The sequence below is a fragment of the Streptomyces sp. NRRL B-3229 genome, assembly GCF_000719505.1.
GTDB classification, from domain to species: Bacteria; Actinomycetota; Actinomycetes; order Streptomycetales; family Streptomycetaceae; genus Streptomyces; species Streptomyces griseorubiginosus.
This window is the reverse complement of the sequence record NZ_JOGP01000012.1, coordinates 32778-53806: the sequence shown is the minus strand read 5'-3', so window position 1 is coordinate 53806 and position 21029 is coordinate 32778. Positions and strand designations below refer to the sequence as shown.

The following is a 21029-nucleotide window of genomic DNA, read 5'->3' as shown; positions in this document are numbered from 1 at the left end:
TTTCTAAAACCAGTGGAAGAAGTGCGGCATCTCGGACGCGCGGTGTCCGGGGGCTTGTACGCCCGCCGGCCTCTGGCAACAGTCCGCCTGCCTCTGGCGACTTGGAGGTGCTGCCCCTATCGTGCGGCCGCATGCGGTCCCGCATCGTGCACCACGGAACCCGCCGCCGACGCGCCCGGCGCCGCCGCGTGCTGTGGACCGGCGGCGAGGTCCTGGTGACCGTCGGGGTCGTCCTCATGCTGCTCGTCGTCCATCAGCTGTGGTGGACCAACCGCGAGGCCCGGGAGGGCGCCCGGCGGAAGGTCGAGGCGCTGGAGCGGCAGTGGGGGCAGGGGGGCGACGGCCTCGGCTCGGCCCGCGATCCGGTGACGGGCGAGGGCGATGCCTCGGGTGACGGCAGCACCGGCACCGGCGGCGAGGGCGGGTCCACCGCGGCGGGGTCGGGCGGCCACTCCGGCAACTCCAGGCGCTCGCAGCCGAGTTGGACGCAGGCCCACGCCATCCTCACCATCCCCCGCCTCAACCTCCGCGTCCCCGTGGCCGAGGGCGTCGGCAAGCAGAGCGTGCTCAACAAGGGCTACGTCGGTCACTACCCCGGCACCGGACAGCCGGGCCAGGTCGGCAACTTCGCGCTCGCCGGACACCGCAACACCCACGGCGAGCCCTTCCGGTACGTCAACCGCCTGGGGCCCGGGGACACCGTCCAGGTCGAGACCCGGAGCGCGGTCTACACGTACGCCGTGGACAGGACCCTGCGCCAGACCTCGGCCCGCGACTCGGGGGTGATCCGGCCGGTGCCGCGCTCGACGGTCCATCCCTCCTACGGCTACACCGCGCCCGGTCGGTTCATCACCCTCACCACGTGCACCCCTGAGTACACGTCCCGGTACCGGCTTGTGGTGTGGGGCACCTTGGTCTCCACGCAGCCGCGTTGACGTGATCACCGCTCGCCGACGCGGCCCCTTTGACGAGACCACCGACCCAGCCGCGTTGACATGGTCGCCCGTCGTCGTCGCCTCCCCGTCGGCGAGGTCACCGCTCCCGCAGCGCCACCACACTCGCCGCCGCCACCAGCGCCAGCCCCGCCGAGACGGCCATGGCGAGGTCCGCGCCGTGGGCCAGGCCGCTCCCCGACGACGTGGCGATCGCGATCGTCAGGGCGACTCCGGCGCAGGAGCCGATGTACCGGAACGTCTGCTGGGCCCCCGAGCCCATCGCCGCCCGGGCCGCCGGAACGGACTCCACCGCGAGCAGCGGGAGCGCCGCGTTCAGCAGGCCGCTGCCGACTCCGGCGATCACCAGACCGGGCAGCAGCCGCACCCAGGAGCCCGCGTCGAGCGAGCCCAGCATGGTCAGAACGCCGGCCGCGTGCAGCAGGAAGCCGAGGGCGAGCTGCCACCGCGGCGGCACCCGGCCCGCCAGACGCCTGACCTGGAGCGCCACCGCGAAGGACAGGCCGGACCACAGGAGGAAGAGCCAGGCGGTGTCCATCGCGGACAGGCCCACGGTCTGCTGGAGGAGGGCCGGGAGGAAGCTGAACAGGCCGATGACCGCGAGACCGGTGAACAGGCCGGACGAGGACGAGGCGAGGAAAAGCCGGTGGCGGAGCAGGCCCAGGTCGATCATCGGGGTCGCCGACCGCCGCTCGACCACGGCGAACAGGCCCAGCAGGAGGACGAAGGCGAGCAACAGCAGGGCCACCGGCGCCCGGAGCCAGCCGTCCCGGCCCAGCGTGAGCGCCGCGACCAGGGCGACCAGGGCGAGCCCGAAGGTCACGGCTCCGAGGAGGTCGGGGCGTCCGCCGCGCGGGGCCCGGGACTCCGACAGCAGGCGGCCGGACAGGGCGGCCACGACCACGGCGGCGGCGCCGAGAACGCCGTACGACACTCTCCAGCTCGGCATCGCGCCGCTCAGCAGCGGGCCGACCGCGATGCCCCCGCTCACGAACGCGCCCCAGACGCCGGTCGCGTGCAGCCGGCCCCTCGGTGAGGGGAACGCGTGCACGATCAGTCCCAGGCTGCTCGCGAGGAGTGCCGCGCTGGCCGCGCCCTGGGCGATCCGGGCCAGGGTGAACAGCCAGGTGGAGGAGGTCAGTGCGCCGAGGGCCGTGGTCAGGCCGAGTGCCAGGGTGCCCGCGACGAAGATCCGGCGGCGGCCGTAGTCGTCGGCGAGGGAGCCGGCGACCAGGAGGAGGGCGGCCAGGCCGAGCGGAGTGCCGTTGAGGAGCCAGGCCTGGGCGGACAGCGGGGTGTGCAGATCGGCGGCGACGTCGGGGAGCGTGACCATCGGCGCGGTGTACGTCATCAGGGCCACGGCGGTCGCGGCGCTGGTCAGCGCGAGGGTGGCACGGGGGCGGGACCAGGACTCCGGGGCCGGGGCGGGCGGCTCCTGCTGCTTCACCGCGGACTGCTTCACCGCGGTGCGAGTTCGTTCATTGAACCTTGGCATGCGGATGACCGTAGCAGAGCAGGTTCGTTCATTGAACCCACTCGGGGCGAATGGTTACAGTGGGCGTCATGGCACTGGGCAAGGACTACGTGACGCAGCAATGCTCGATCGCCCGCGCGCTGGAGATCGTCGGCGAACGCTGGACCCTGCTCGTCGTCCGCGACGCCCTCTACGGCGTCCGCCGCTACAACGACTTCCTGGTCCACCTCGGCATCCCGCGTGCGGTCCTGGCCGCCCGCCTCCAGATGCTCACCGAGGAGGGCATCCTCGAGAAGCGCCGGTACCAGGACTCGCCGCCGCGCGACGAGTACGTCCCCACTGACCGCGGCACCGCGCTGTGGCCGACCCTGCGTGCCCTCAGCCGCTGGGGCCGCGAGCACCACGGCGACAGCGCCCTCCTCGTCTTCCAGCACGCCGACTGCGGCACCGAACTCGGCTCGTACGGCGAATGCCCGGCCTGCGGGACCGCCGTACCGGTCGAGGACGTCCTCATGCTTCCGGGCCCCGGCCTCGACCCCGACCCCGTGAACCCGGTCAGCCGGGCCCTGCGCAAGCCCAAGAGGCTCTTGGAGCCGCTCGTGGTCGATCAGGTATAACCGAGGGAGGGTGCGTGCCGCCGTCGACCGAGGCGGCACGGAAGAGGCTCGTGGGCGTGCCGGGAGAGGGGGGAGTCGCCGTGAACCGCACCTGGACCGCAGCGCGTCCCGTCGCCGTGCTGCTGCTCCTCGTCCTCGACCTCGTCCTGCTCGACACCGGCAGCCTCTCCGCCGCCGTCGCGCTCGCCGCGACCGCCGCGGCCGGCTCCGCCTTCGCCGCCTGCTCGCTGCTCGCCTCGCGCTGCGCCCCCGCCGTGCCGCCCACCCGCGTCCGTACGGCCATCCGCGACCGGGACCGCCGCACGGCCTTCCTCCCGCAGCGCGACCCCGACGCCAAGGGCCGCCCCCGTCCCCGAGCCCCCGGTCGCGCCCTCCGGACGACCACCGCGTAGGGCTTCATCTCCACAGCAGTGCACCCCGCGCGGGTCGTCATGCCGCCTTCACCGCTTCCGGCACGACGAGACCCCCGGAGGGCTCACCCATGTCTGTCTTCGCCGACCTGGTCCAGCACCTGGCCGACCTGCTCCACCCCCTCTTCGGCGCCACCGCGGCCGCCGCCGCGATCGTCCTGTTCACCGCTTTCGTACGACTGCTCGTGCACCCCCTGTCCCGCGCCGCCGCCCGCGGTCAGAAGGCCCGCACCAGGCTCCAGCCGAAGATCGCCGAGCTGCGCAGGAAGCACAAGGACAGCCCCGACAAGCTCCAGAAGGCCGTCATGGAACTGCACGCCGAGGAGAAGGTCTCACCGCTCTCCGGCTGTCTGCCCGGCCTCTTCCAGATGCCGGCCTTCTTCCTGCTGTACCACCTCTTCTCCAACACCACGATCGGCGGCCGCACCAACGCGCTGCTGAGCCACGAACTCTTCGCCGCGCCGCTCGGCGGGCGCTGGGCCGACGCGCTCGGGGACGGCGGGGTGTTCGGGGGAGCGGGACTCGTCTACGTCTGCCTGTTCGTGTTCGTGATCCTGGTGGCGACCTTCAACTACCGCCGCACCAAGCGGATGATGGCCGCGAACCCGGTCGTGCCGGTGACCGACGGGCAGCCGGTGCCCGGCACCGCCGCGGTGAGCCGGCTCATGCCGTACATGTCCTTCTTCACCCTCTTCACCGTGGCGGTGGTGCCGCTCGCGGCCGCGCTGTACGTGGTGACCAGCTCGACGTGGGCGGCGGTGGAGCGGGCGGTGCTCTACCGCTGAGCGGTCCGGTGGATCTCAGTCGGTCCAGCCCGCGCCCGGTCCAGCCCGCGCCCGGTCCAGTCCAGTCCGTGCCCAGTCCAGTCCGTGAACCGGGTATTGCGGACTGGACGGCGACCTTGGACGATCGACCAGTCATCCGATGGCTGCACCCGTCGGAGGACGCCCCGCGATCGAGGGAGAAAGTCATCATGAAGCTGCTGCGAGTCGGAACGGCGGGAACGGAGACGCCCGCGCTGCTCGACGCCCACGGGGTCCTGCGGGACCTGTCCGGTGTCGTGGAGGACATCGACGGGACGCTGCTCGCCGACGACGTGGCACTCGGCCGGGTCCGCGCGGCCGCCGGGTCCGGGGAACTCCCGGAGCTCGACGCGACCGGGCTGCGGGTCGGGCCGCCGCTCGCGCGCATCGGCAAAATCGTCTGCATCGGGCTCAACTACCACGACCACGCCCGTGAGACCGGCGCCGAGCCGCCCGCCGAGCCGGTGATCTTCTTCAAGGCCGCCGACACGGTGGTCGGGCCGTACGACACCGTCCTGGTGCCCCGGAAGTCGGAGAAGACCGACTGGGAGGTCGAGCTGGCGGTCGTCATCGGGCGTACGGCCCGCTACCTGGACTCCGCGGAGGAGGCGCTCACCCATGTCGCCGGGTACGCCGTCTCCCACGACGTGTCCGAGCGGGAGTTCCAGATCGAGCGCGGCGGGACCTGGGACAAGGGGAAGAACTGCGAGACGTTCAACCCCCTGGGCCCGTGGCTGGTGACGGCCGACGAGGTGGGCGATCCCCAGGACCTCGCCCTGAAGCTGTGGGTCAACGGCGAGCTGAAGCAGAACGGCACGACAGCGAACCAGATCTTCCCCGTGGGTGAAGTGGTGCGATACGTCAGCCAGTTCATGACCCTGTACCCCGGTGACGTCATCAACACCGGTACGCCGGCGGGCGTCGCGCTGGGAGAGCCCGAGCCCAAGCCGTACCTGCGGGCGGGGGACGTCGTGGAGCTGGAGATCTCCGGACTCGGGCGTCAGCGGCAGGAGTTCAAAGACGCCTGAGGGGCGAGGGCTGCGGCTGCCGGGCGGGTGCGGCTCCGTCGTGGCTTGTCGCGCCCACGCGGCGGAGCCGCATATGGATACAGCCCCGCGCCCCTCAAAACCTCAGGCCAGCAAGGATGCGAGCCTGCGCCAGGCCTCCCGCGGAAGGCTGTAGCGCGGTCCTCCGTCCACCACCTGGAGGGCCACATGGTCCGCGCCCGCCGCGAGGTACTCGTCGATGCGGGCGCGGATCCCGCCCTCGGAGCCCCAGGCGTAGACCGCGTCGACCAGACGGTCGCTGCCGCCGTCCTTCAGGTCGTCCTCCGTGAAGCCGTTGCGGAGGAAGTTGTTGGTGTAGTTGGGCAGGCCGAGGTAGACGGCCAGGGAGCCGCGGGCCAGGGCGCGGGCGCGCGTCGGGTCGCTCTCCAGCACCACCTTCAGCTCCGGGGCCAACAGGGGCTGCTCGCCGAGGAGTTCACGGGACTTCGCCGTCTGCTCCGCGGTGACCAGGTACGGGATGGAGCCGGCCGAACGGTCCCGGGCGAGCTCGATGGTCCTGGGGCCCAGGGCGGCCAGGACCCGGGCCCCGGCCGGGACCCCCGCCGCGTCCAGGGCGTCCAGGTAGGCGACCAGCGCCGAGTACGGACGGCGGTACTGCTCCGCCAGCTTGGCGTGGCTGACGCCCAGACCCAGGGTGAAGCGGCCGGGGTGGGCGGTGTTCAGTTCGGTGAAGCTCGCGGCGGCGGCCTTGGGTTCGTGGTCCCAGATGCTCTGGACGCTGGTGCCGACGACCAGCCGGGAGGTCGCCTCGAGGAGCGGGGCGGCGTTGGCGGCGGAGCTGCTGCCGCCGAGCCAGATCGCGCCGAAGCCGAGTTCCTCCAACTCGGCGGCGGCCTCCGCGCGTTCACCGCGCAGGGCCGGGTCCTCCCCGCGCAGACCGCCGCCGTTCCAGATGCCGTACGTTCCGATGGTCTCCTTCATGGCAGGTGCCAACGTGGGAGAGCCCGGCGATAATCCCCGCTCGGCCGACCGCTCGGCCGACCGCTCGGGCAACCGCTCGGCGGACCGCTCGGGCAACCGCTCCGCTAGCGGTCCTTGCCCAGGAACTCCTGGGCAACCGCTCCGCTAGCGGTCCTTGCCCAGGAACTCCTCCAGCGCCTCCACGACGAAACGGTGGTCCTGGAGCTGGGGCAGCCCCGACACCGTGACCGTGCCGACGACGCCCACGCCCTCGACCGTGATGGGGAAGGAGCCGCCGTGGGCCGCGTATGCGTCGGGGTCCAGGCGCGAGGACTCCTCGAAGGTGCTGCCCTTGGCGCGGAAGCGGGCGCCGACCAGGTAGGAGGCGGAGCCGTAGCGCTCCACGACCCGGCGCTTGCGGTCGATCCAGGCGTCGTTGTCCGGGGTGGAGCCCGGCAGGGCCGCGTGGAAGAGCTGCTGGCCGCCGCGGTGGATGTCGATGGCCACCGGCGCCTGCCGCTCCCGGGCCATGTCGACCAGGAGCGAGCCCAGCGCCCACGCGTCCTCGTGGGTGAACTGCCGGAAGACCAGGCGCCGTTCCTGCGCCTCCAGCTCCTCCAGGGGCGGGGTGAGTTCCGGGTGGAACTTCGGGGTCAGCTCGGTGTTGTGGGTCACAGCTCCACCGCCACTCCGTCGCGGGCCGAACGGCGCGCCGCCTCCAGTACGTCGAGGGCGGCGGCCGCCTCCAGCGCGGTCACCGGGTTGGTGCCGCCCTCGGAAAGGGCCCTGGCCACGGCCGCATAGTAAGCCGGGTAGTCGCCGGGCAGGGTGGGGACGGGGCTGCCGCCGCCGGTCACGGGGGACTCACCGGCACCGAGCCGGCCCCACAGCGACTCGGGCTCGCGGCCCCACTCGGCCGACGTCCCGGGCCGCTCGCCCTCCCTGAGCGCCGCCTCCTGCGGGTCGAGGCCGTACTTCACATAGCCCGCCTTCGAGCCCAGCACCCGGAAACGGGGGCCGAGTTGGGCGGTGGTGGCGGAGACGTAGAGGTGGCTGCGGACTCCGCTCGCGTGGGTGATCGCGAGGAACGTGTCGTCGTCGATCGAGGCGCCCGGGCGGCGGATGTCCGTCTCGGCGTAGACGGTGGCGGCGGGGCCGAAGAGGGTGAGCGCCTGGTCGACGACATGGCTGCCGAGATCGTAGAGCAGACCTCCGATCTCTGCGGGGTCGCCGGACTCCCGCCAGCCGCCCTTGGGCTGCGGCCGCCAGCGCTCGAAACGGGACTCGAAGCGCCATGCGTCGCCGAGTTCGCCCTCGTCGAGCAGCTTGCGCAGGGTCAGGAAGTCGTTGTCCCAGCGGCGGTTCTGGAAGACGGAGAGCAGCAGACCGCGCTCCTCGGCGAGGGCGGCGAGCTCGCGGGCCTCGGCCGCCGTGCCGGAGATCGGCTTGTCGACCACGACGGGCAGGCCGGCCTTCAGGGCGGTGGTGGCGAGCGGGACGTGCGTCCTGTTGGGCGACGCGATGACGATCAGGTCCAGGTCGGCGGCGCGGGCGAAGAGCTCGTCGGCGTCGGCGACGGTACGGACGTCCGGGTGCTCGGCGCGGGCCTGTTCCTGCCGCTCGGGGTTCGAGGTGACCACCGTGTCGAGAACGAGGCCCTCGGTGGCGGCGATCAGCGGGGCATGGAAGACGGAACCCGCGAGGCCGTAGCCGACGAGGCCCACACGGAGGTCAGCAGCAGTCATGCCCTCCACTTTCGCAACGCTGTTGCCAAAGTGCAAGCGCGGGGGAGAATGGGCGACGTGAACGGGATGAGCGGAGGGCGGACGGGTGGTCGGGTGCGGGTCGCCGGCGAGGGGGCGCGGAAGGTGGGCGAAGTCCGGGCGGCGGCGGATGCGGGTGTCAATCTGCCGGCTCTGCGCAGCCACAACACCGCGCTTGTGCTGGACCTGCTGCGGCGGGCGGGCGTGGAGGGGATCAGCCGCCTGGAGCTCGCCGAACGCACAGGGCTGACCCCCCAGGCCGTCAGCAAGATCACCGCGCGGCTGCGGGACGCGGGCCTCGCGGCCGAGGCCGGACGCCGAGCCTCGACGGGCGGCAAGCCTCGGACCGTACTGCGCCTGGTGCCGGAGGCGGGCCACGCGGTGGGCGTCCACCTGGACCGCGACGCCCTGCGCCTGGTGCTGGTGAACCTCGCGGGCACGGTGGTGGGGGAGCGGTGCACCGACCTGGACCTCGGCGCGGGCGCGGAGGCGGTCGTCGCGGCGGTCGCGGGGGAGGTGGAGGCGCTGGTGGAGCCACCCGCCCAAGCCGCTCCACCCTCCGAAGCCGCACCGCCCGCCGCCCCCGCTCCACCCCCCGAGGCCACATCGCCCCCCACCTCGGCCACCCCTCACCCCCCACCCCCTCTCCTCGGCGTCGGCGTAGCCCTCCCCGGGCCCCTGGACCACACCCGAGGCGTGCTTCATCGGGTCACCGGATTCGCCGAGTGGGACGGGTTTCCGCTGCGGGACGCGCTCGGGGAACGGCTCGGGGTGCCGGTCGCCGTGGACAAGGACACCAACGCCGCCGCGCTGGGCCTCGCCGTCGCCGGGGAGCGCGGCTCGTTCGCGTATCTGCATCTCGGTACCGGCCTCGGCGCAGGACTCGTGATCGACGGAGTCGTGCGGCGGGGCGCGAGGACCGCGGCCGGGGAGTTCGGGCACCAGGTCGTCCAGCTCGACGGCCCGCCCTGCGACTGCGGCGACCGCGGCTGCGTCGAGGCGCTCTGCCGCACGTCGGTGTCCCGCGGCGACCTCGCCGAGGCGGCCCGCGTCCTCGGCATCGCGGCCGGCAACCTCGTCGCCCTGCTCGACATCGACCTGGTCCTGCTGGGCGGCCGTACCGTCACCAGCGCCCCCGAGGTGTTCCTACGGGGAGTCGGAGCCGTCCTCGGCGAGCGTGCCCGGCGCGCGGGCGAGCCGCCGGTCCCCGTGCGGACCGTGCCCGGGGACATCGCCGAGGGTGCGGCCCAGCTGGTCCTGGCCCCGCTCTTCGGCCGGGCGGACGCCTGAGGGCGGGCTCGGTCGGCCGATCGGGCGGTCTGCGGGGACCGTTCGGGGGCACCCGCCGGAATGGTGCCGCGTACCGGCGATCCCGTCCGGCATGGTCATGTGTTCATGCGACTGTCCACTTCCGCCCACCTCGGTCTCGCGGCGGCAGCCGCCCTCCTCCTGCCCACGCCTCCCGCACCCGCGGACCCCGGATCCGGCCGCGGCGACTTCCCGATCACGACCCGGGTCCACGGCGGCCCCGACACCTACGTGGCCGGCGGGGGCTTCGGCACCTGGTACCTGGACCTCACCAACACCACCGCCCGCACCTGGAGCGACATCCACCCCGTCGTCGTCCTCGTCGACGACCGCCGCGCCCTTCAACCCGCCCAGCCCCAGCTGGAGTTCTACGACGGCGAGCGCGCCCACCCCGTCCGCTTCGAGAAGACCGACGCCGAGGAACTCGTCGGCGCCTTCGACGACGGCTTCCCCGGCTTCACCGTCGCCCCCGGCAAGACCCTCACGGTGCGGATCCGCCTGGCCCTCACCGCCGACACCGCTCCCAACGACGTCACCGTCAACGCGGCCGTCGTCCAGCGCCACGACGACGACGGCGACTGGGTGGGCCAGTCCAACGACTACCGCTTCGGCGTCGAGAGCGAACCCGGCGCCGCCGAGACCCCCGGGACCGGCACCGCGACCGGCGACGCCCGGCTCCCCTTCGCCGACGAACTCGCCCGCACCGGCCTCGGCTCCGTCACCGGCATCGCCCTCGCCGCCACCGTGGCTCTCCTGGTCACCGGCGGCGCGATCCTGCTGACCCGCAGACGCCGGTGACCGCGGCCGCGGCGGGCACGGCGCTCAGATGCGGTCGACCAGGTCCGCGATGGAGTCCACGACCTTCGTCGGCCGGTACGGGTAGCGGTCGATGTCGCCCTTGCCCGTCAGCCCGGTCAGCACGAGGAAGGTCTCCATGCCCGCCTCCAGACCGGCCAGGACGTCCGTGTCCATCCGGTCGCCGATCATCGCGCTGGTCTCCGAGTGGGCGCCGATGGTGTTCAGCGCGGTCCGCATCATCAGCGGGTTGGGCTTGCCGATGAAGTACGGCTCCTTGCCGGTCGCCTTGGTGATCAGCGCGGCCACGGACCCGGTCGCCGGAAGCGCGCCCTCGGGGGAGGGCCCGGTGTTGTCGGGGTTGGTGGCGATGAAACGGGCCCCGTCGTTGATCAGCCGGATGGCCTTGGTCAGCGCCTCGAAGGAGTACGTCCGGGTCTCCCCGAGGATCACGAAGTCGGGGTCGGAATCGGTGAGGACGTACCCGGTGTCGTGCAGTGCCGTGGTCAGGCCCGCCTCCCCGATCACGTACGCGGTCCCGCCGGGGTGCTGGTTGTCCAGGAAGGTGGCGGTGGCCAGGGCTGAGGTCCAGATGTTCTCCGCCGGCACGTCGAGGCCGATCCGGTTCAGCCGGGCGTGCAGGTCGCGCGCGGTGTAGATCGAGTTGTTCGTCAGCACCAGGAACGGCCGCCCCGAGTCCCGCAGCTTCTTGATGAAGGCGTCCGCGCCCGGCACCGGGATGCCCTCGTGCATCAGCACCCCGTCCATGTCGGTGAGCCACGATTCGATGGGCTTGCGCTCTGTCATGGGTGGGGACTCCTGCGTGCGGTGAACGTGTGAGACGACCATGCTATGCAGCCGCTCCGAGACGGCAACGAGCGTCCTTCGGCGTCTCGCCCTCCGGTCACCGCCCGGCCGCCCCGGACTCCCCGTTTCCCCTGCTCCGGGGCGTCGGCCGTCCCCCATCCGGAGCAGTGGGCGGGCACCCCGGGATGCGGGCCCGGCCGCGCCGCGGGAGGCTCCAGACATCTGGAGGTTCACGATGGGTTCCGTAAGACTCACTCTCTGTGGCACGGCCCTGGCCGTCGCCGCCCTCACCCCCGTGGCGCACGCGGCGGACGGCGGCAGCGTCTCGGTCACCCCTTCGACCCCCGCCCCCGGCGCCGACCTCGCCCTGCGGGTGAAGGGCTGCGCGGGGAAGACGGCGACCGCCGCCTCGGCCGCGTTCGTCGCCGACGCCCGGTTGACGGGGTCCGGCGGCAGCCTCGCCGGCGAGACCCGGGTCCGCTCCTCGATCAAGCCCGGCGCCTACGACGTGAAGATCACCTGCGTCGACTTCGAGGTGAAGGGCCGCATCACGGTCGTAGCGGCGAAGGGAGCGGGCACCGCCCCCTCGGCCACGGCAGCGGCGTCCCCCGCCGCCCCCGTCGACGCGGGCGGCGGCTGGAGCGCCACCCACCTCTCCGCCATGCAGCCCCGCGCCACCGGCCCCGGCACCGGGCACGCGGTGACCGGGCTGGTGCTCGCCGGGGTCGCGGCGGTGGCCGTCGTGCTGCGGAGCACCCGCCGGAGCCGCAGGGCGGACTGACCGGCGATGTCCGACCGACGCACCGAACGTTTCGCCGACCAGGGCGACGCCCCCGGACGGGACCGCGGTTCCGGCTCCGGTCGGCTGCTGACCGGTGTGGCCTGGGCGGTACTGCTGCTCGGGCTGTGGCTGTGGGGGCGCGAGGTGACCGACGTACCGAACGGTCTGACCGCGCCCACCACCGGTGACGTGGCCGGTATCGGCCGCCTGCCCGGATCCGCCGACCTGCCGCCCGCCGCCAAGCCCCTGAAGGGGGCGCGGCCCCAGCGCCTGGACATCCCGGACCTGGGCGTGCAGGCACCGGTGGTGGCCCGCGGCCTAGACGCGCGGGGCGCCATCGAACCGCCGCCCTTCGACCAGCCCGGGGTCGTCGGCTGGTACGCGGCCGGAGCGAAACCCGGGGCCGCCGGGACCGCCCTGATGGTGGGCCACGTCGACACCGAGACCCGGCCCGCCGTCTTCTACAAGATCAGCGCCCTCGAGCCCGGCGAGACGGTCCGGGTGGTCCGTGACGACGGCCGCGTCGCCGAGTTCACCGTCGACGACGTCCAGGTCATCACCCGGGACGACTTCGACGCCCACCGTGCCTACGGCCCCCGCGAGCCGGGCCGTGCCGAACTGCGCCTGATCACCTGCGGTGGCACCTTCGACCGGGCCAGCCGCAGCTACACGGCGAACGTGGTCGTCTCGGCGTATCTGACCGGCACCGGCCCCTAGGACTCGGTGTGAGCCGGTACCTGGCCCGGTCGGCGACCCGCTCCCCCGAAGTCGCCGACCGGGCCGGTCCTCGACCGCGCGCGCTCGGGCTGCGGGAGTAACCCGGCGACGGCACGGGAGGCCTGGGAGGCACGGTGGGTGCTGACTGCGGCCAGGGGCTGGGGCCGAATCGCTACGGAAAGACTCTAGAACGGATGTGCGCCCGGGCCTAGAGGCCGGTCGACGGCAGGCCCGGGCTCCTGCCCCTCCGTCATCCGCCCTGGTGGCCCCGGTTCTACGTCGGCCCCTCGGAGCCATCGCCGATCTCCCGGCGCAGCTCGGCGTCGGCCGCGACACCCTCGACGACCATGCCCGCCGCCCGGTCCAGGGCGAGCCGGCGCCGCCGCGCGTACTGCCGCAGCGCGACGAACGCCTCGTCGGCCCGCACCCCCCAGCGCTCCGCGAGCATCCCCTTGGCCTGCTCGATACGGACCCTGCTCGACAGGGCCTCCTGCAACTGCCCCGACAGCGTGCGGCATCGGGTGTAGGCGCGGTGGTTCTGGAGGCCGAGCGTGGCGGCGTCGGCGAGCGCCTGAGCCACCTCGAGCTCGGGACCGGCGTCATCCACGTGGCGCGACGGGGGCGTCGGCACGAACACGTTGAGCGCGCCCAGCCGTTGCTCGCGGCGGCGCAGCGGGACCGCGAAGGTCGTCACGATGTCGTGCCGGAGCGCTCGCTCGGTGAAGCCGGGCCAGCGGGCGGCCGCGTGGGCGACCCGGACGGAGACCGGCGGGACGGGCCTGCCGGAGCCGTAACTCTCCAGACACGGCCCGCCGCCGTGCTGCGCCTCCAGCAGGTCGAGCCCCAGCCGCTCGTACCGGCTGCTCGCGGCCAGCGACACCGACCGGCCCCCGTCGATCAGCATCACCCCGGCCGCCCGCGCGTTCAGCAGCTCCACACAGTGGTCGGACACCCGTTGCAGATAGCGCGTCGCGTCGAAGTCCTCGGCGAGCGTGTCCGCCGCCTCCAGCAGTGCCGAGGCCAGCCGGAACTCCCTGGTGGCGTACCGCATCGCTGAGCACTCCCCTTCACCGACGAGCGCCCCCGTACAGGCGCGCACCTACCCTGCCCTCCCGGCGCTGTAACAGCTCCTGGACAAGGCTCGGACGACTCGTGGGCGGCGCGTCCGATGTGTCACGATTGGGACTTGCCACAGTGCACCCAGGGGGGAATTGGATGTACGTCAGCAGGCGGGCCAGGACGGCCGGGGCCACCACGGCCGGGGCCAGGACGGCGACCCGCGCAGGGGCCTGTGCGGCGGTGCTGGGGGCGGCACTGCTGCTGGCCGCGTGTTCCGCGTCGAACGGCGGGAACGAGGGGGACGAAGGTGACAAGCCCGGTGCGGGCATCACCCAGCAGCCCAAGGAGGCCGACCCGTTCTGGGTCAACCCGGACGGCAACGCGGCCCGGCAGGTCGCCGCGTACGAGAAGAGCGGCAAGGACGCCGAGGCGGGGCAGATCCGCAAGATCGCCCAGCAGCCCACAGGTGAGTGGATCGGCGTGGAACAACCCGAGCAGGAGGCCCGCGGCTTCACCGAGGCCGCGGACAAGGCGGGCCGCAGGGCCCTGCTGGTCCTCTACAACATCCCGCACCGCGACTGCGGCCAGTACTCCCAGGGCGGCGCCGCCGACGGCAACGCCTACCGGGCCTGGATCGACGGTGTGGCGGCGGGCATCGGCGACCGCGCGGCCACGGTGATCCTCGAACCGGACGCCGTACTGCACCTGGTCGACGGCTGCACGAAGGACGAGTTCCACGAGGAGCGCTACAACCTCCTCAGCGGCGCCGTCGAGAAGCTCAAGTCCCTGAAGAACACGACGGTCTACCTGGACGCGGGCAACGCGGGCTGGGGCCACCCCGACCAGATCTACGAGCCCCTCAAGCGGGCGGGCATCACCGAGGCCGACGGATTCTCGGTGAACGTCTCCAACTTCTACTCCACCGAGGACTCCATCGCCTACGGCAAACAGCTCTCCGCGAAGGTCGGCAACAAGCACTTCGTCATCGACACCAGCCGCAACGGCAACGGCCCGTACAAGTCCGGCGCCGAGAAGGAGCGTTGGTGCAACCCACCGGGCAGGGCCCTCGGGGAGACACCGACGACAAGGACGGCGGACCCGCTGGTGGACGCCTACTTGTGGGTCAAGCGCCCAGGAGAGTCGGACGGCGAGTGCAAGGGCGGCCCGAAGGCAGGGGACTGGTGGCCGACCTACGCCTTGAAACTGGCGCGAGGTTCGGACACCTAGGGGCGCGGGGCTGTAACGATGTGCGGCTCCGCCGCGTGGGCGCGACCAGCCACAACGCTCCCGCACCCGAAGTCACAGGTGCGGGAGCGTCTTTCGGCTCGGCTTAGGGCACCCGAACCCACTGAGCCTTGCTGGGCGTCCCCTGATCGTCATCGACGAACAGCATGTACCACCCCGACTGCACCAGGTTCTTGTTGCCCGGCACCGTCACCTTCACCTTGTCCCCCGACACGGTGAACTTCATTTCGATGGACCGCTGATCCACATCCGTCACATGAGTCGACGCACTGGGCCGAATCAACCGCACCTTCTTGATCACGGAAGCCTGCGGAGAGGTGAACGTCCCGGACGCACCCCGCGCGATCGTCTGCGGCCCCCCGGACAGCGAAGGACGCGAATCCCGGTACAGATAAGGCGGCGTGTAGATCTCGATCCGCTGCTCGAACACCCCCGGCTTCGTGTTCGCCGCGTCCCCGTACAAGGAGTCGGACCCGAAGAACATGACCCGCCCGTCCGGCAGCAGCAGCGACCCGGAGTGGTAGTTCCGCCCCACGAGGGGATCGGCCACCGACTCGAATGTGTTCGTGTCCGGGTGGTACAGCCGCGCCTGGAGGATGTTGGAGTTCCCGCGCCCGCGGTAGTCCTCCGACCCTCCGGACACCAGCACGCTGTCGTCGGGAAGGATCGACGCCTGCGGATAGCGCGTCCCCTTCTCCAGCGTCGGCCCGTCGACGAAGCGCGGGCTGTCCGCCTTCAGGTCGACGATCCGCGTCCGGTTGCTGGACTGCGCGGACTCACCGACCCCGCCCCCGCCGATCACCATGAACTTCTCGTCCTGGGCCGGAGGCAGCAGAACCGTGCCGGAGGTCTCCATCTCCTTCGCGTCGCTGAGTCCCGGGATCTTCGTGAACCTGTTGCTGGCCACGTCCCAGATCCCGGGGTCACGCCCCACGTTGTCCGGCCCGTACCCCGCGTTGGACCCCGAGTAGAAGATCTTGCCGTTCTGCATGAGGAACAGCGCGGGGTAGGTCGGGAACTGCCGGATCTTCGGTGTGTACGTCCACTTCTTCGTCTTCGGGTCGAAGACCTCGTTCTTGCCCGGCACCAGCTGACCGATGTCGTCGAGCCCGGAGACGCTGAGGATCTTCCCGTCGCTGAGGGTGGTGAGCGTCGGGTACCAGCGGGCCTCCTTCATCGGGTCGACCTTGATGTACTTCTCGGCGACCGGGTCGAACTCGAAGGCGTCCCGGATCCCCTGGAAGTCCTTCTTGTCCAGGGCCAGTTTCTGTGCGATGCCGTAGGTGTTGCGCGCGTCCGCCCCGGTCAGCCCGTGGATCCGGTAGTTGTCCTGGGTGCCGGTCTCGTACTTGCGCCCGCTCTTCTGCGCCTCGACGTAGATCCGCCCGAGCCCCGGGTCGTTGCGCAGGAACTTCCCGGTCTTCTTGTCGAAGACCTTCGTGGCCCGCTCGACGACGACGGGGTCCTTGGAGACGAAGGTCTTGCCGCCCTCCTTGCCGGTGAAGGTGGTGCCCGCCGGCAGGGTGATCGGCTTGTCCGGGTTCTCGTTGTGAACGATCATCAGGCCGCCGGCCTTCGTCACGTCCCCCTTGAGCTTCTCGTACCGCTTGGTGCCACCGGCGATCAGCAGATTGCCGTTCGCGAGCTGGGTGTGCCCGGTGCAGAACAGGTCGCTCGGTGTCGGCACCTTCTTGATCGTGCCCTTGACCGGGTCCCAGATCCGGGTGTCGAACCTCTTCGCGTCGAAGTTGTCCTGATTGTTGCCCGATCCCGCCACCAGCAGCACCTTCCCGGTGCGCAGCAGCGCCGCGTGGATGGTGTTCTGCCGGTACTCCTTCGGGAACCGGACGATCTCCCACTTGCCGTTCGCGGCTTTGTACTCGGGCTTGTTGATTTGGTACTGGTGGTATTTCGCCGTCCCGAAGCGGTACAGCCACGGGCCGTTCATCCCGGCCAGCGCCAGCACCACCGCCGTACCGATCGCGAGCCGACGGGCGCGGCGGCGGCCTGCACGGTCGTTCATTCCTTACGTCCCCCGAATCCACCGAGGGCGATCTGCATCGTCTGGTCCTTGCCCTCGTCGTGCGTGTGCGTCTCCGCCCAGCTCGGCTTCTGCGCCGGAGCGTGCGGGGCGGCGGCAGCGGGCTGTGGCTGCGGCTGGTGGTACGGCGTCCGCGCCTCGGCGTGTGCCGGCAGTTGGGCCGGGACTGTCCGCGGCGGTACTCCGGCGGACGTCTTGCGAGTCTGCCGCAGCATGTGCCGCCAGGTGAGGATCGGTGTCGCCGTGATCAGCATGGCGAAGGTGGCCCAGATGATCATCGCGGGGTGCGAGTGCCCCAGGGCGACGCCGGCGCCGATCGAGCCGCCGAAGATCGCGATGAAGTACCAGTGGTAGCGGAAGGTGCCGAACCACCGGTCGGGGCTGGCCGAGTCGCCCTTGGGCGTGACCACGAACTTGCTCTTGCGCCGCAGCACCGCGTCGACCAGCGCCTTCGCGTACAGCGGGGCGGACAGCGCCGACATCACCATGCCCGCGACTCCGCCGGAGCCCTCGGGCTCGTGCGGGGAGACGTTGTGGCGGCGGTTCCAGATGTACAGGCCGATCTGGAGCGCGGAGGCGTTGCCGTAGAGCATCAGCCACACGGTGGGGTCGATATTCACACCCGAGGCGCCCAGGCCGAGGAACAGCGCGCAGCTCAGGGCCGCGAGGATCCAGTTGAGGGCGGACATCGGGTAGAAGATGATCATCATCGTGTAGTTGAAGAGCTTGGCCGGCGGCAGTGAGTACCAGCCCTTCCAGTACTGCTTGAGGATCGTCTCGTACGTTCCTCGCGACCAGCGCATCTGCTGGGTGAAGAAGTCCGTCCAGGCGCTCGGGCCCTCACCCACCGCGAGCACGTCCGGGGTGTAGACCGAGCGCCACTTCTTCCCGGTCGCCGGGTTCCTGTGGCGGTGCATCTCGAACCCGGTCGCCATGTCCTCGGTGATCGAGTCGTAGAGCCCGCCGATCTGCTTGAGCGCGCTGATCCGTACGGCGTTGGAGGTGCCCACGAACATCGGGGCGCCGTACTTGTTGCCGGCCCGCTGGATCAGGGCGTGGAAGAGGAACTGCTGGGACTCGGCGGCCTTGGTGACGAAGTTGTCGTAGTTGCCGTAGACCTGCGGGCCGATCACGAAGCCGACGTCCGGGTCGCGGAAGAAGCCGAGCATCCGCTCCAGGTAGTTGGGCAGCGGCACGTGGTCGGTGTCCACCGAGGCGAAGAAGTCGTACTGGTCGCCGTGCGCGTCCAGCCAGGCGTTGTAGTTGCCGTGCTTGGTCTTTGCCCGGTGCGCGCCCTTGGGCTGGTTCCACTTCTCGACGCCCTTGCGGGAGAAGTGGTGCACACCGAGGCGCGCGCAGACCTCCTTGACCGCCGGGTCGTCGCCCTCGTCCAGGAGCCAGACGTGCATGAGGCCCCGGTGGCGGATCCTGACCGCGGCTTCCAGGGTCTTCGTCACCATCTCCAGCGGCTCCTTGCCGGGCACGAAGGAGGTGAGGAAGGCGACTCTGGTGCCGGTCTCGGGCACCACGGGGATCGGGTCCCGGGCGACGAGGGTGGCGTGCGCGTTGGACAGGACGTTCATGCAGCGGAAGAACTCGATCAGGCCGATCGAGACGAGCATGACGATGTCCAGGGCCGGCAGCCACGAGAAGGCCGGGTAGTCGCGCTCGGTCCAGTGTTCGGGCTGGAGCAGCCAGGCCAGCAGGACCAGGGAGAGCAGCGGGGCCGCGGCGAGCATCAGGGCGACTCTGATGCGGTGCGGCTCCTGTGAGATCAGCGAGCGGTACTGGACCTTGTAGGGCTTGTCCGGGTCGGGCTGGGTGAGAGGACCTGCCAGTCTGCTGTAGTGCTCGTAGTCGTACTTCGGAAGCGTCCTCTCTATGCGGCGCGCAGTGCCGGTCCGATGCGCAGGCAGCCTGACCTGAGTGGTTTCGGACGGGTCGAAGTTCTGCCGGGCGCCCGTCGGCGTCGACGTCATGAGTCATCCCCCCACACGCGGACGCGGCCGCGTGTTGTCGTTTCCTTACGGCTGGTCCGGTCCCCCTCGACCTTCACAGACGTATCAGTGGTGGGCCGCAGTCACCACAATCCTCACCATGTCAGACATGTGAAAGCGGCCTTCCGGTTGCAGACGCCCCCTCCGGCATCCTCAGCAGCGGGGCCCCTTTCCCCGCAACTCTGGCAACCGTCTCCTTGCCCCCCAACTGCCGCGTATACGCAGCATCTTGAAAACCAGGGTTCTACGGTGCTCATCATGATCGCAAGATGCGAAACGCGGTGTTTACCGGTCATACGTGTTCATTGTTGCGCCTGTCGCACAAGAAGACCCACGCTTTGAGAAAGCGCCCGCCGGGACCACCACGCCAAGAGGAATCGTCGAATATGCGTACGCCTCGACGAGAACACCGCACCAACGCCGAAGGCCCCCCGCGTCCACGGAGGGCCTTCGATCACGCGTGCGCCGCCAGGGACTCGAACCCCGGACCCGCTGATGCTGTGTCTTCTGGGGGATAACCCCCAGACCCCCAGCCGCCGCCGCGTGGCCCTCGGTCTGCCGGGTGTCTGTGTGAGGGCTCCCGCAACGCCGAAGGCCCCCCGCTTCCACGGAGGGCCTTCGATCACGCGTGCGCCGCCAGGGACTCGAACCCCGGACCCGCTGATTAAGAGTCAGCTGCTCTAACCAACTGAGCTAGCGGCGCCTGCTGACCTGCATGACTCTACCGGATGCCGGAGGGTGCTGCGGACCGGGGCGCAGGAGGGGGCGTACATCATTCGGACCGTCAGCATGCGTGTCCGGGCGACAGTTGAGAAACTGGCGAACGTGCACAGTTGCGGACATTTCGACCTTCAGGGTGAGGGGCGTCGCATGGAGACTCCGGTGTTCGAGGAGATCGATCCCGAGAACGACTGCGACTGCCCCGGATGCGTCCACTGGCGTCGCGTCCTTCCCCGCCCGGCCGGCGGTCACCCCGCCGCCGCCCGAACCGTGATCCTCGCCGCCACGGCCGCCACGGCCGCCACCGCCGCCACCGCCTTCGGCGCCCTGCACGCGGCCCCCGCCTTCGCCGCCCCCCAGGCCCCCGCCCGCCCCGGCGCCCCCAGAGCCGACGAGCCCGACACCCCCCAGGGCGACAAGGCCCCCCTGCACGGCCCCGGCGCCAAACCCGCCCCCGTCAGGACACCCACCACCACCCGCGCCGACATCATCCGGCGGGCCAAGCAGTGGGTCGCCGCGCGGGTGCCGTACAGCATGTCCGAGTACTGGGGCGACGGTTACCGCCAGGACTGCTCCGGCTTCGTCTCCATGGCCTGGAGCCTGCCGCGCAACGAATGGACCGGCAGCCTCGCCCAGTACGGCATCCGGATCGCCAAGGACGACCTCCAGCCCGGCGACATCCTGCTCTTCCACAACCCGTCCAACCCCGAGAACGGCTCCCACGTCGTCATCTTCGGCGGCTGGACCGACTACACGCACACCTACTACCTCGCCTACGAGGAGACCCGCCCCTACGCCCGCAAGCAGGCCACCCCCTACGCCTACTGGAGCAACTCCGACCGGTACGTCGCCTACCGGTACAAGGGCCTCGCGGCCGGCACCCCGGGCACCGAGCCGGACGGCGGCGCCACCCCGGACGGCGCCAACCCGGACCCCGCGGGGCCGCAGACCCCGGACGCCACGCCCTACCCCGGCGCCGCGTACTTCGGTCCCGGGGCCAACAACAAGTACGTCACCCAGCTCGGCCGCATGCTCGTGGCGCGCGGTGCCGCAGCCTTCTACACCTCCGGCCCCGGCCCCCGCTGGTCGGACGCGGACCGCAGGGCCACCCAGGCCTTCCAGCAGGCGCAGGGCTGGCGGGGCGGCGACGCGGACGGGCTGCCCGGCGCCCAGACCTGGACCCTGCTGGTGACCGGCGGCGGCAAGGACATCGGGGCGAAGGGCGAGACCGGGGCGGCGGGACCGCCCGCACCCTCCTCGCACGGAGTCCCCGGCTATCCGGGCCGCGCGATGTTCCGGCCCGGCGCCACCAACAAGTACGTCACCCAGCTCGGCCGACAGCTGGTGAAGAAAGGATTCGGCAAGTACTACACGACCGGCCCGGGACCGCGCTGGGGCGAGCCGGACCGGCGAGGAGTGGAGGCTTTCCAGCGCGCCCAGGGCTGGCGCGGCGGCGCGGCGGACGGCTACCCGGGCCCGGAGACCTGGCGCCGGCTCTTCTCGTAGGTCCCGACTGTTCTCGTAGGCCCCGGCCGTTCTCGTAAGTCCGGGCTGGTCCGCAAGCACCGGCCC

The 21029-nt window shown here is 71.4% G+C and carries 19 protein-coding genes and 1 tRNA gene; 11 read left to right on the top strand and 9 right to left on the bottom strand.

What is annotated here, in order from left to right; all coding sequences use genetic code 11:
* The first annotated feature begins 131 nt into the window (after window positions 1–131).
* Entirely contained in the window at window positions 132–935 is an 804-nt protein-coding gene (locus IF54_RS0121080) for a class E sortase (protein ID WP_030320967.1), read from the top strand.
* Window positions 936–1032: 97 nt separating this feature from the next.
* Here IF54_RS0121080 and IF54_RS0121075 read toward each other — a convergent pair whose 3' ends face one another.
* Complete coding sequence (locus IF54_RS0121075; protein WP_030320960.1) at window positions 1033–2448, bottom strand: MFS transporter; 1416 nt, start codon at window positions 2446–2448, stop codon at window positions 1033–1035.
* 68 nt (window positions 2449–2516) lie between these two features.
* On the opposite strand from IF54_RS0121075, the gene IF54_RS0121070 reads away from it, so the two are divergent.
* The 4 genes from IF54_RS0121070 (at window position 2517) to IF54_RS0121055 (ending at window position 5285) form a co-directional block, all read left to right on the top strand.
* Entirely contained in the window at window positions 2517–3044 is a 528-nt protein-coding gene (locus tag IF54_RS0121070; protein WP_030320958.1) for a winged helix-turn-helix transcriptional regulator, read from the top strand.
* An 80-nt stretch (window positions 3045–3124) separates the two neighbouring features.
* Window positions 3125–3436 carry a DUF6412 domain-containing protein gene (locus IF54_RS0121065; RefSeq protein WP_030320956.1) on the top strand — a complete coding sequence of 104 codons (312 nt, stop codon included), beginning with the start codon at window positions 3125–3127 and terminating at the stop codon, window positions 3434–3436.
* Window positions 3437–3525: 89 nt separating this feature from the next.
* Window positions 3526–4239, top strand: a complete 714-nt coding sequence (locus IF54_RS0121060) for a YidC/Oxa1 family membrane protein insertase (RefSeq protein ID WP_030320953.1) — start codon at window positions 3526–3528, stop codon at window positions 4237–4239.
* 188 nt (window positions 4240–4427) lie between these two features.
* Entirely contained in the window at window positions 4428–5285 is an 858-nt protein-coding gene (locus IF54_RS0121055; protein WP_030320951.1) for a fumarylacetoacetate hydrolase family protein, read from the top strand.
* Window positions 5286–5387: 102 nt separating this feature from the next.
* On the opposite strand, the gene IF54_RS0121050 is transcribed toward IF54_RS0121055, so the two are convergent.
* The 3 genes from IF54_RS0121050 to IF54_RS0121040 form a co-directional block, all read right to left on the bottom strand.
* Window positions 5388–6245 carry an LLM class F420-dependent oxidoreductase gene (locus IF54_RS0121050; RefSeq protein WP_030320949.1) on the bottom strand — a complete coding sequence of 286 codons (858 nt, stop codon included), beginning with the start codon at window positions 6243–6245 and terminating at the stop codon, window positions 5388–5390.
* Window positions 6246–6389: 144 nt separating this feature from the next.
* Window positions 6390–6899, bottom strand: a complete 510-nt coding sequence (locus tag IF54_RS0121045) for a heme-degrading domain-containing protein (RefSeq protein WP_030320946.1) — start codon at window positions 6897–6899, stop codon at window positions 6390–6392.
* On the bottom strand, window positions 6896–7969 hold the full coding sequence (locus tag IF54_RS0121040; protein WP_030320944.1) for a Gfo/Idh/MocA family oxidoreductase: 1074 nt from the start codon (window positions 7967–7969) through the stop codon (window positions 6896–6898). Before IF54_RS0121040 ends, IF54_RS0121045 begins: the two co-directional genes overlap by 4 nt.
* Before the next feature lie 48 nt (window positions 7970–8017).
* Here IF54_RS0121040 and IF54_RS0121035 point away from each other — a divergent pair, with 48 nt between their 5' ends.
* On the top strand, window positions 8018–9277 hold the full coding sequence (locus IF54_RS0121035) for an ROK family transcriptional regulator (RefSeq protein ID WP_420790457.1): 1260 nt from the start codon (window positions 8018–8020) through the stop codon (window positions 9275–9277).
* 99 nt (window positions 9278–9376) lie between these two features.
* Window positions 9377–10093, top strand: coding sequence for a hypothetical protein (locus tag IF54_RS0121030; RefSeq protein ID WP_030320938.1), 717 nt, complete (start codon window positions 9377–9379; stop codon window positions 10091–10093).
* Window positions 10094–10117: 24 nt separating this feature from the next.
* Here IF54_RS0121030 and IF54_RS0121025 read toward each other — a convergent pair whose 3' ends face one another.
* On the bottom strand, window positions 10118–10897 hold the full coding sequence (locus tag IF54_RS0121025; RefSeq protein WP_030320935.1) for an HAD-IIA family hydrolase: 780 nt from the start codon (window positions 10895–10897) through the stop codon (window positions 10118–10120).
* Between the two features lie 235 nt (window positions 10898–11132).
* Here IF54_RS0121025 and IF54_RS0121020 point away from each other — a divergent pair, with 235 nt between their 5' ends.
* Together IF54_RS0121020 and IF54_RS0121015 are read left to right on the top strand one after the other, a co-directional pair.
* Window positions 11133–11678 carry a hypothetical protein gene (locus IF54_RS0121020; protein WP_030320933.1) on the top strand — a complete coding sequence of 182 codons (546 nt, stop codon included), beginning with the start codon at window positions 11133–11135 and terminating at the stop codon, window positions 11676–11678.
* A 6-nt stretch (window positions 11679–11684) separates the two neighbouring features.
* A complete protein-coding gene (locus IF54_RS0121015; protein ID WP_030320930.1) occupies window positions 11685–12395 on the top strand; it encodes a class F sortase in 711 nt (236 codons plus the stop codon).
* Window positions 12396–12669: 274 nt separating this feature from the next.
* Here the strand turns inward: IF54_RS0121015 and IF54_RS0121010 are convergent, their stop codons facing one another.
* Window positions 12670–13446 (bottom strand): GAF and ANTAR domain-containing protein, encoded by a 777-nt coding sequence (locus IF54_RS0121010; RefSeq protein WP_030320928.1) that lies wholly within the window; start codon window positions 13444–13446, stop codon window positions 12670–12672.
* Window positions 13447–13610: 164 nt separating this feature from the next.
* Between IF54_RS0121010 and IF54_RS0121005 the strand changes: the two genes are divergently transcribed.
* The gene (locus IF54_RS0121005) at window positions 13611–14681 is read left to right on the top strand and encodes a glycoside hydrolase family 6 protein (RefSeq protein WP_030320925.1); all 1071 of its coding nucleotides are present in this window, start codon (window positions 13611–13613) and stop codon (window positions 14679–14681) included.
* Between the two features lie 103 nt (window positions 14682–14784).
* On the opposite strand, the gene IF54_RS0121000 is transcribed toward IF54_RS0121005, so the two are convergent.
* From IF54_RS0121000 to IF54_RS0120990, 3 genes are all read right to left on the bottom strand, one after another.
* The gene (locus IF54_RS0121000; protein ID WP_030320917.1) at window positions 14785–16722 is read right to left on the bottom strand and encodes a kelch motif-containing protein; all 1938 of its coding nucleotides are present in this window, start codon (window positions 16720–16722) and stop codon (window positions 14785–14787) included.
* Complete coding sequence (locus tag IF54_RS0120995; protein ID WP_030320914.1) at window positions 16719–18719, bottom strand: glycosyltransferase family 2 protein; 2001 nt, start codon at window positions 18717–18719, stop codon at window positions 16719–16721. Before IF54_RS0120995 ends, IF54_RS0121000 begins: the two co-directional genes overlap by 4 nt.
* Before the next feature lie 647 nt (window positions 18720–19366).
* Window positions 19367–19440 (bottom strand) — tRNA-Lys (locus IF54_RS0120990).
* Between the two features lie 167 nt (window positions 19441–19607).
* Between IF54_RS0120990 and IF54_RS0120985 the strand changes: the two genes are divergently transcribed.
* The gene (locus IF54_RS0120985) at window positions 19608–20963 is read left to right on the top strand and encodes a peptidoglycan-binding protein (protein WP_030320911.1); all 1356 of its coding nucleotides are present in this window, start codon (window positions 19608–19610) and stop codon (window positions 20961–20963) included.
* The last annotated feature ends 66 nt before the right edge of the window (window positions 20964–21029 follow it).

Coding starts and splice junctions, on each gene's coding strand:
- IF54_RS0121080 (WP_030320967.1), top strand. CDS start 132: ATGCGGTCCCGCATCGTGCACCACGGAACCCGCCGCCGACGCGCCCGG.
- IF54_RS0121075 (WP_030320960.1), bottom strand. CDS start 2,448: ATGCCAAGGTTCAATGAACGAACTCGCACCGCGGTGAAGCAGTCCGCG.
- IF54_RS0121070 (WP_030320958.1), top strand. CDS start 2,517: ATGGCACTGGGCAAGGACTACGTGACGCAGCAATGCTCGATCGCCCGC.
- IF54_RS0121060 (WP_030320953.1), top strand. CDS start 3,526: ATGTCTGTCTTCGCCGACCTGGTCCAGCACCTGGCCGACCTGCTCCAC.
- IF54_RS0121055 (WP_030320951.1), top strand. CDS start 4,428: ATGAAGCTGCTGCGAGTCGGAACGGCGGGAACGGAGACGCCCGCGCTG.
- IF54_RS0121050 (WP_030320949.1), bottom strand. CDS start 6,245: ATGAAGGAGACCATCGGAACGTACGGCATCTGGAACGGCGGCGGTCTG.
- IF54_RS0121040 (WP_030320944.1), bottom strand. CDS start 7,969: ATGACTGCTGCTGACCTCCGTGTGGGCCTCGTCGGCTACGGCCTCGCG.
- IF54_RS0121035 (WP_420790457.1), top strand. CDS start 8,018: ATGGGCGACGTGAACGGGATGAGCGGAGGGCGGACGGGTGGTCGGGTG.
- IF54_RS0121025 (WP_030320935.1), bottom strand. CDS start 10,897: ATGACAGAGCGCAAGCCCATCGAATCGTGGCTCACCGACATGGACGGG.
- IF54_RS0121020 (WP_030320933.1), top strand. CDS start 11,133: ATGGGTTCCGTAAGACTCACTCTCTGTGGCACGGCCCTGGCCGTCGCC.
- IF54_RS0121015 (WP_030320930.1), top strand. CDS start 11,685: ATGTCCGACCGACGCACCGAACGTTTCGCCGACCAGGGCGACGCCCCC.
- IF54_RS0121010 (WP_030320928.1), bottom strand. CDS start 13,446: ATGCGGTACGCCACCAGGGAGTTCCGGCTGGCCTCGGCACTGCTGGAG.
- IF54_RS0121005 (WP_030320925.1), top strand. CDS start 13,611: ATGTACGTCAGCAGGCGGGCCAGGACGGCCGGGGCCACCACGGCCGGG.
- IF54_RS0121000 (WP_030320917.1), bottom strand. CDS start 16,722: ATGAACGACCGTGCAGGCCGCCGCCGCGCCCGTCGGCTCGCGATCGGT.
- IF54_RS0120995 (WP_030320914.1), bottom strand. CDS start 18,719: ATGACGTCGACGCCGACGGGCGCCCGGCAGAACTTCGACCCGTCCGAA.
- IF54_RS0120985 (WP_030320911.1), top strand. CDS start 19,608: ATGGAGACTCCGGTGTTCGAGGAGATCGATCCCGAGAACGACTGCGAC.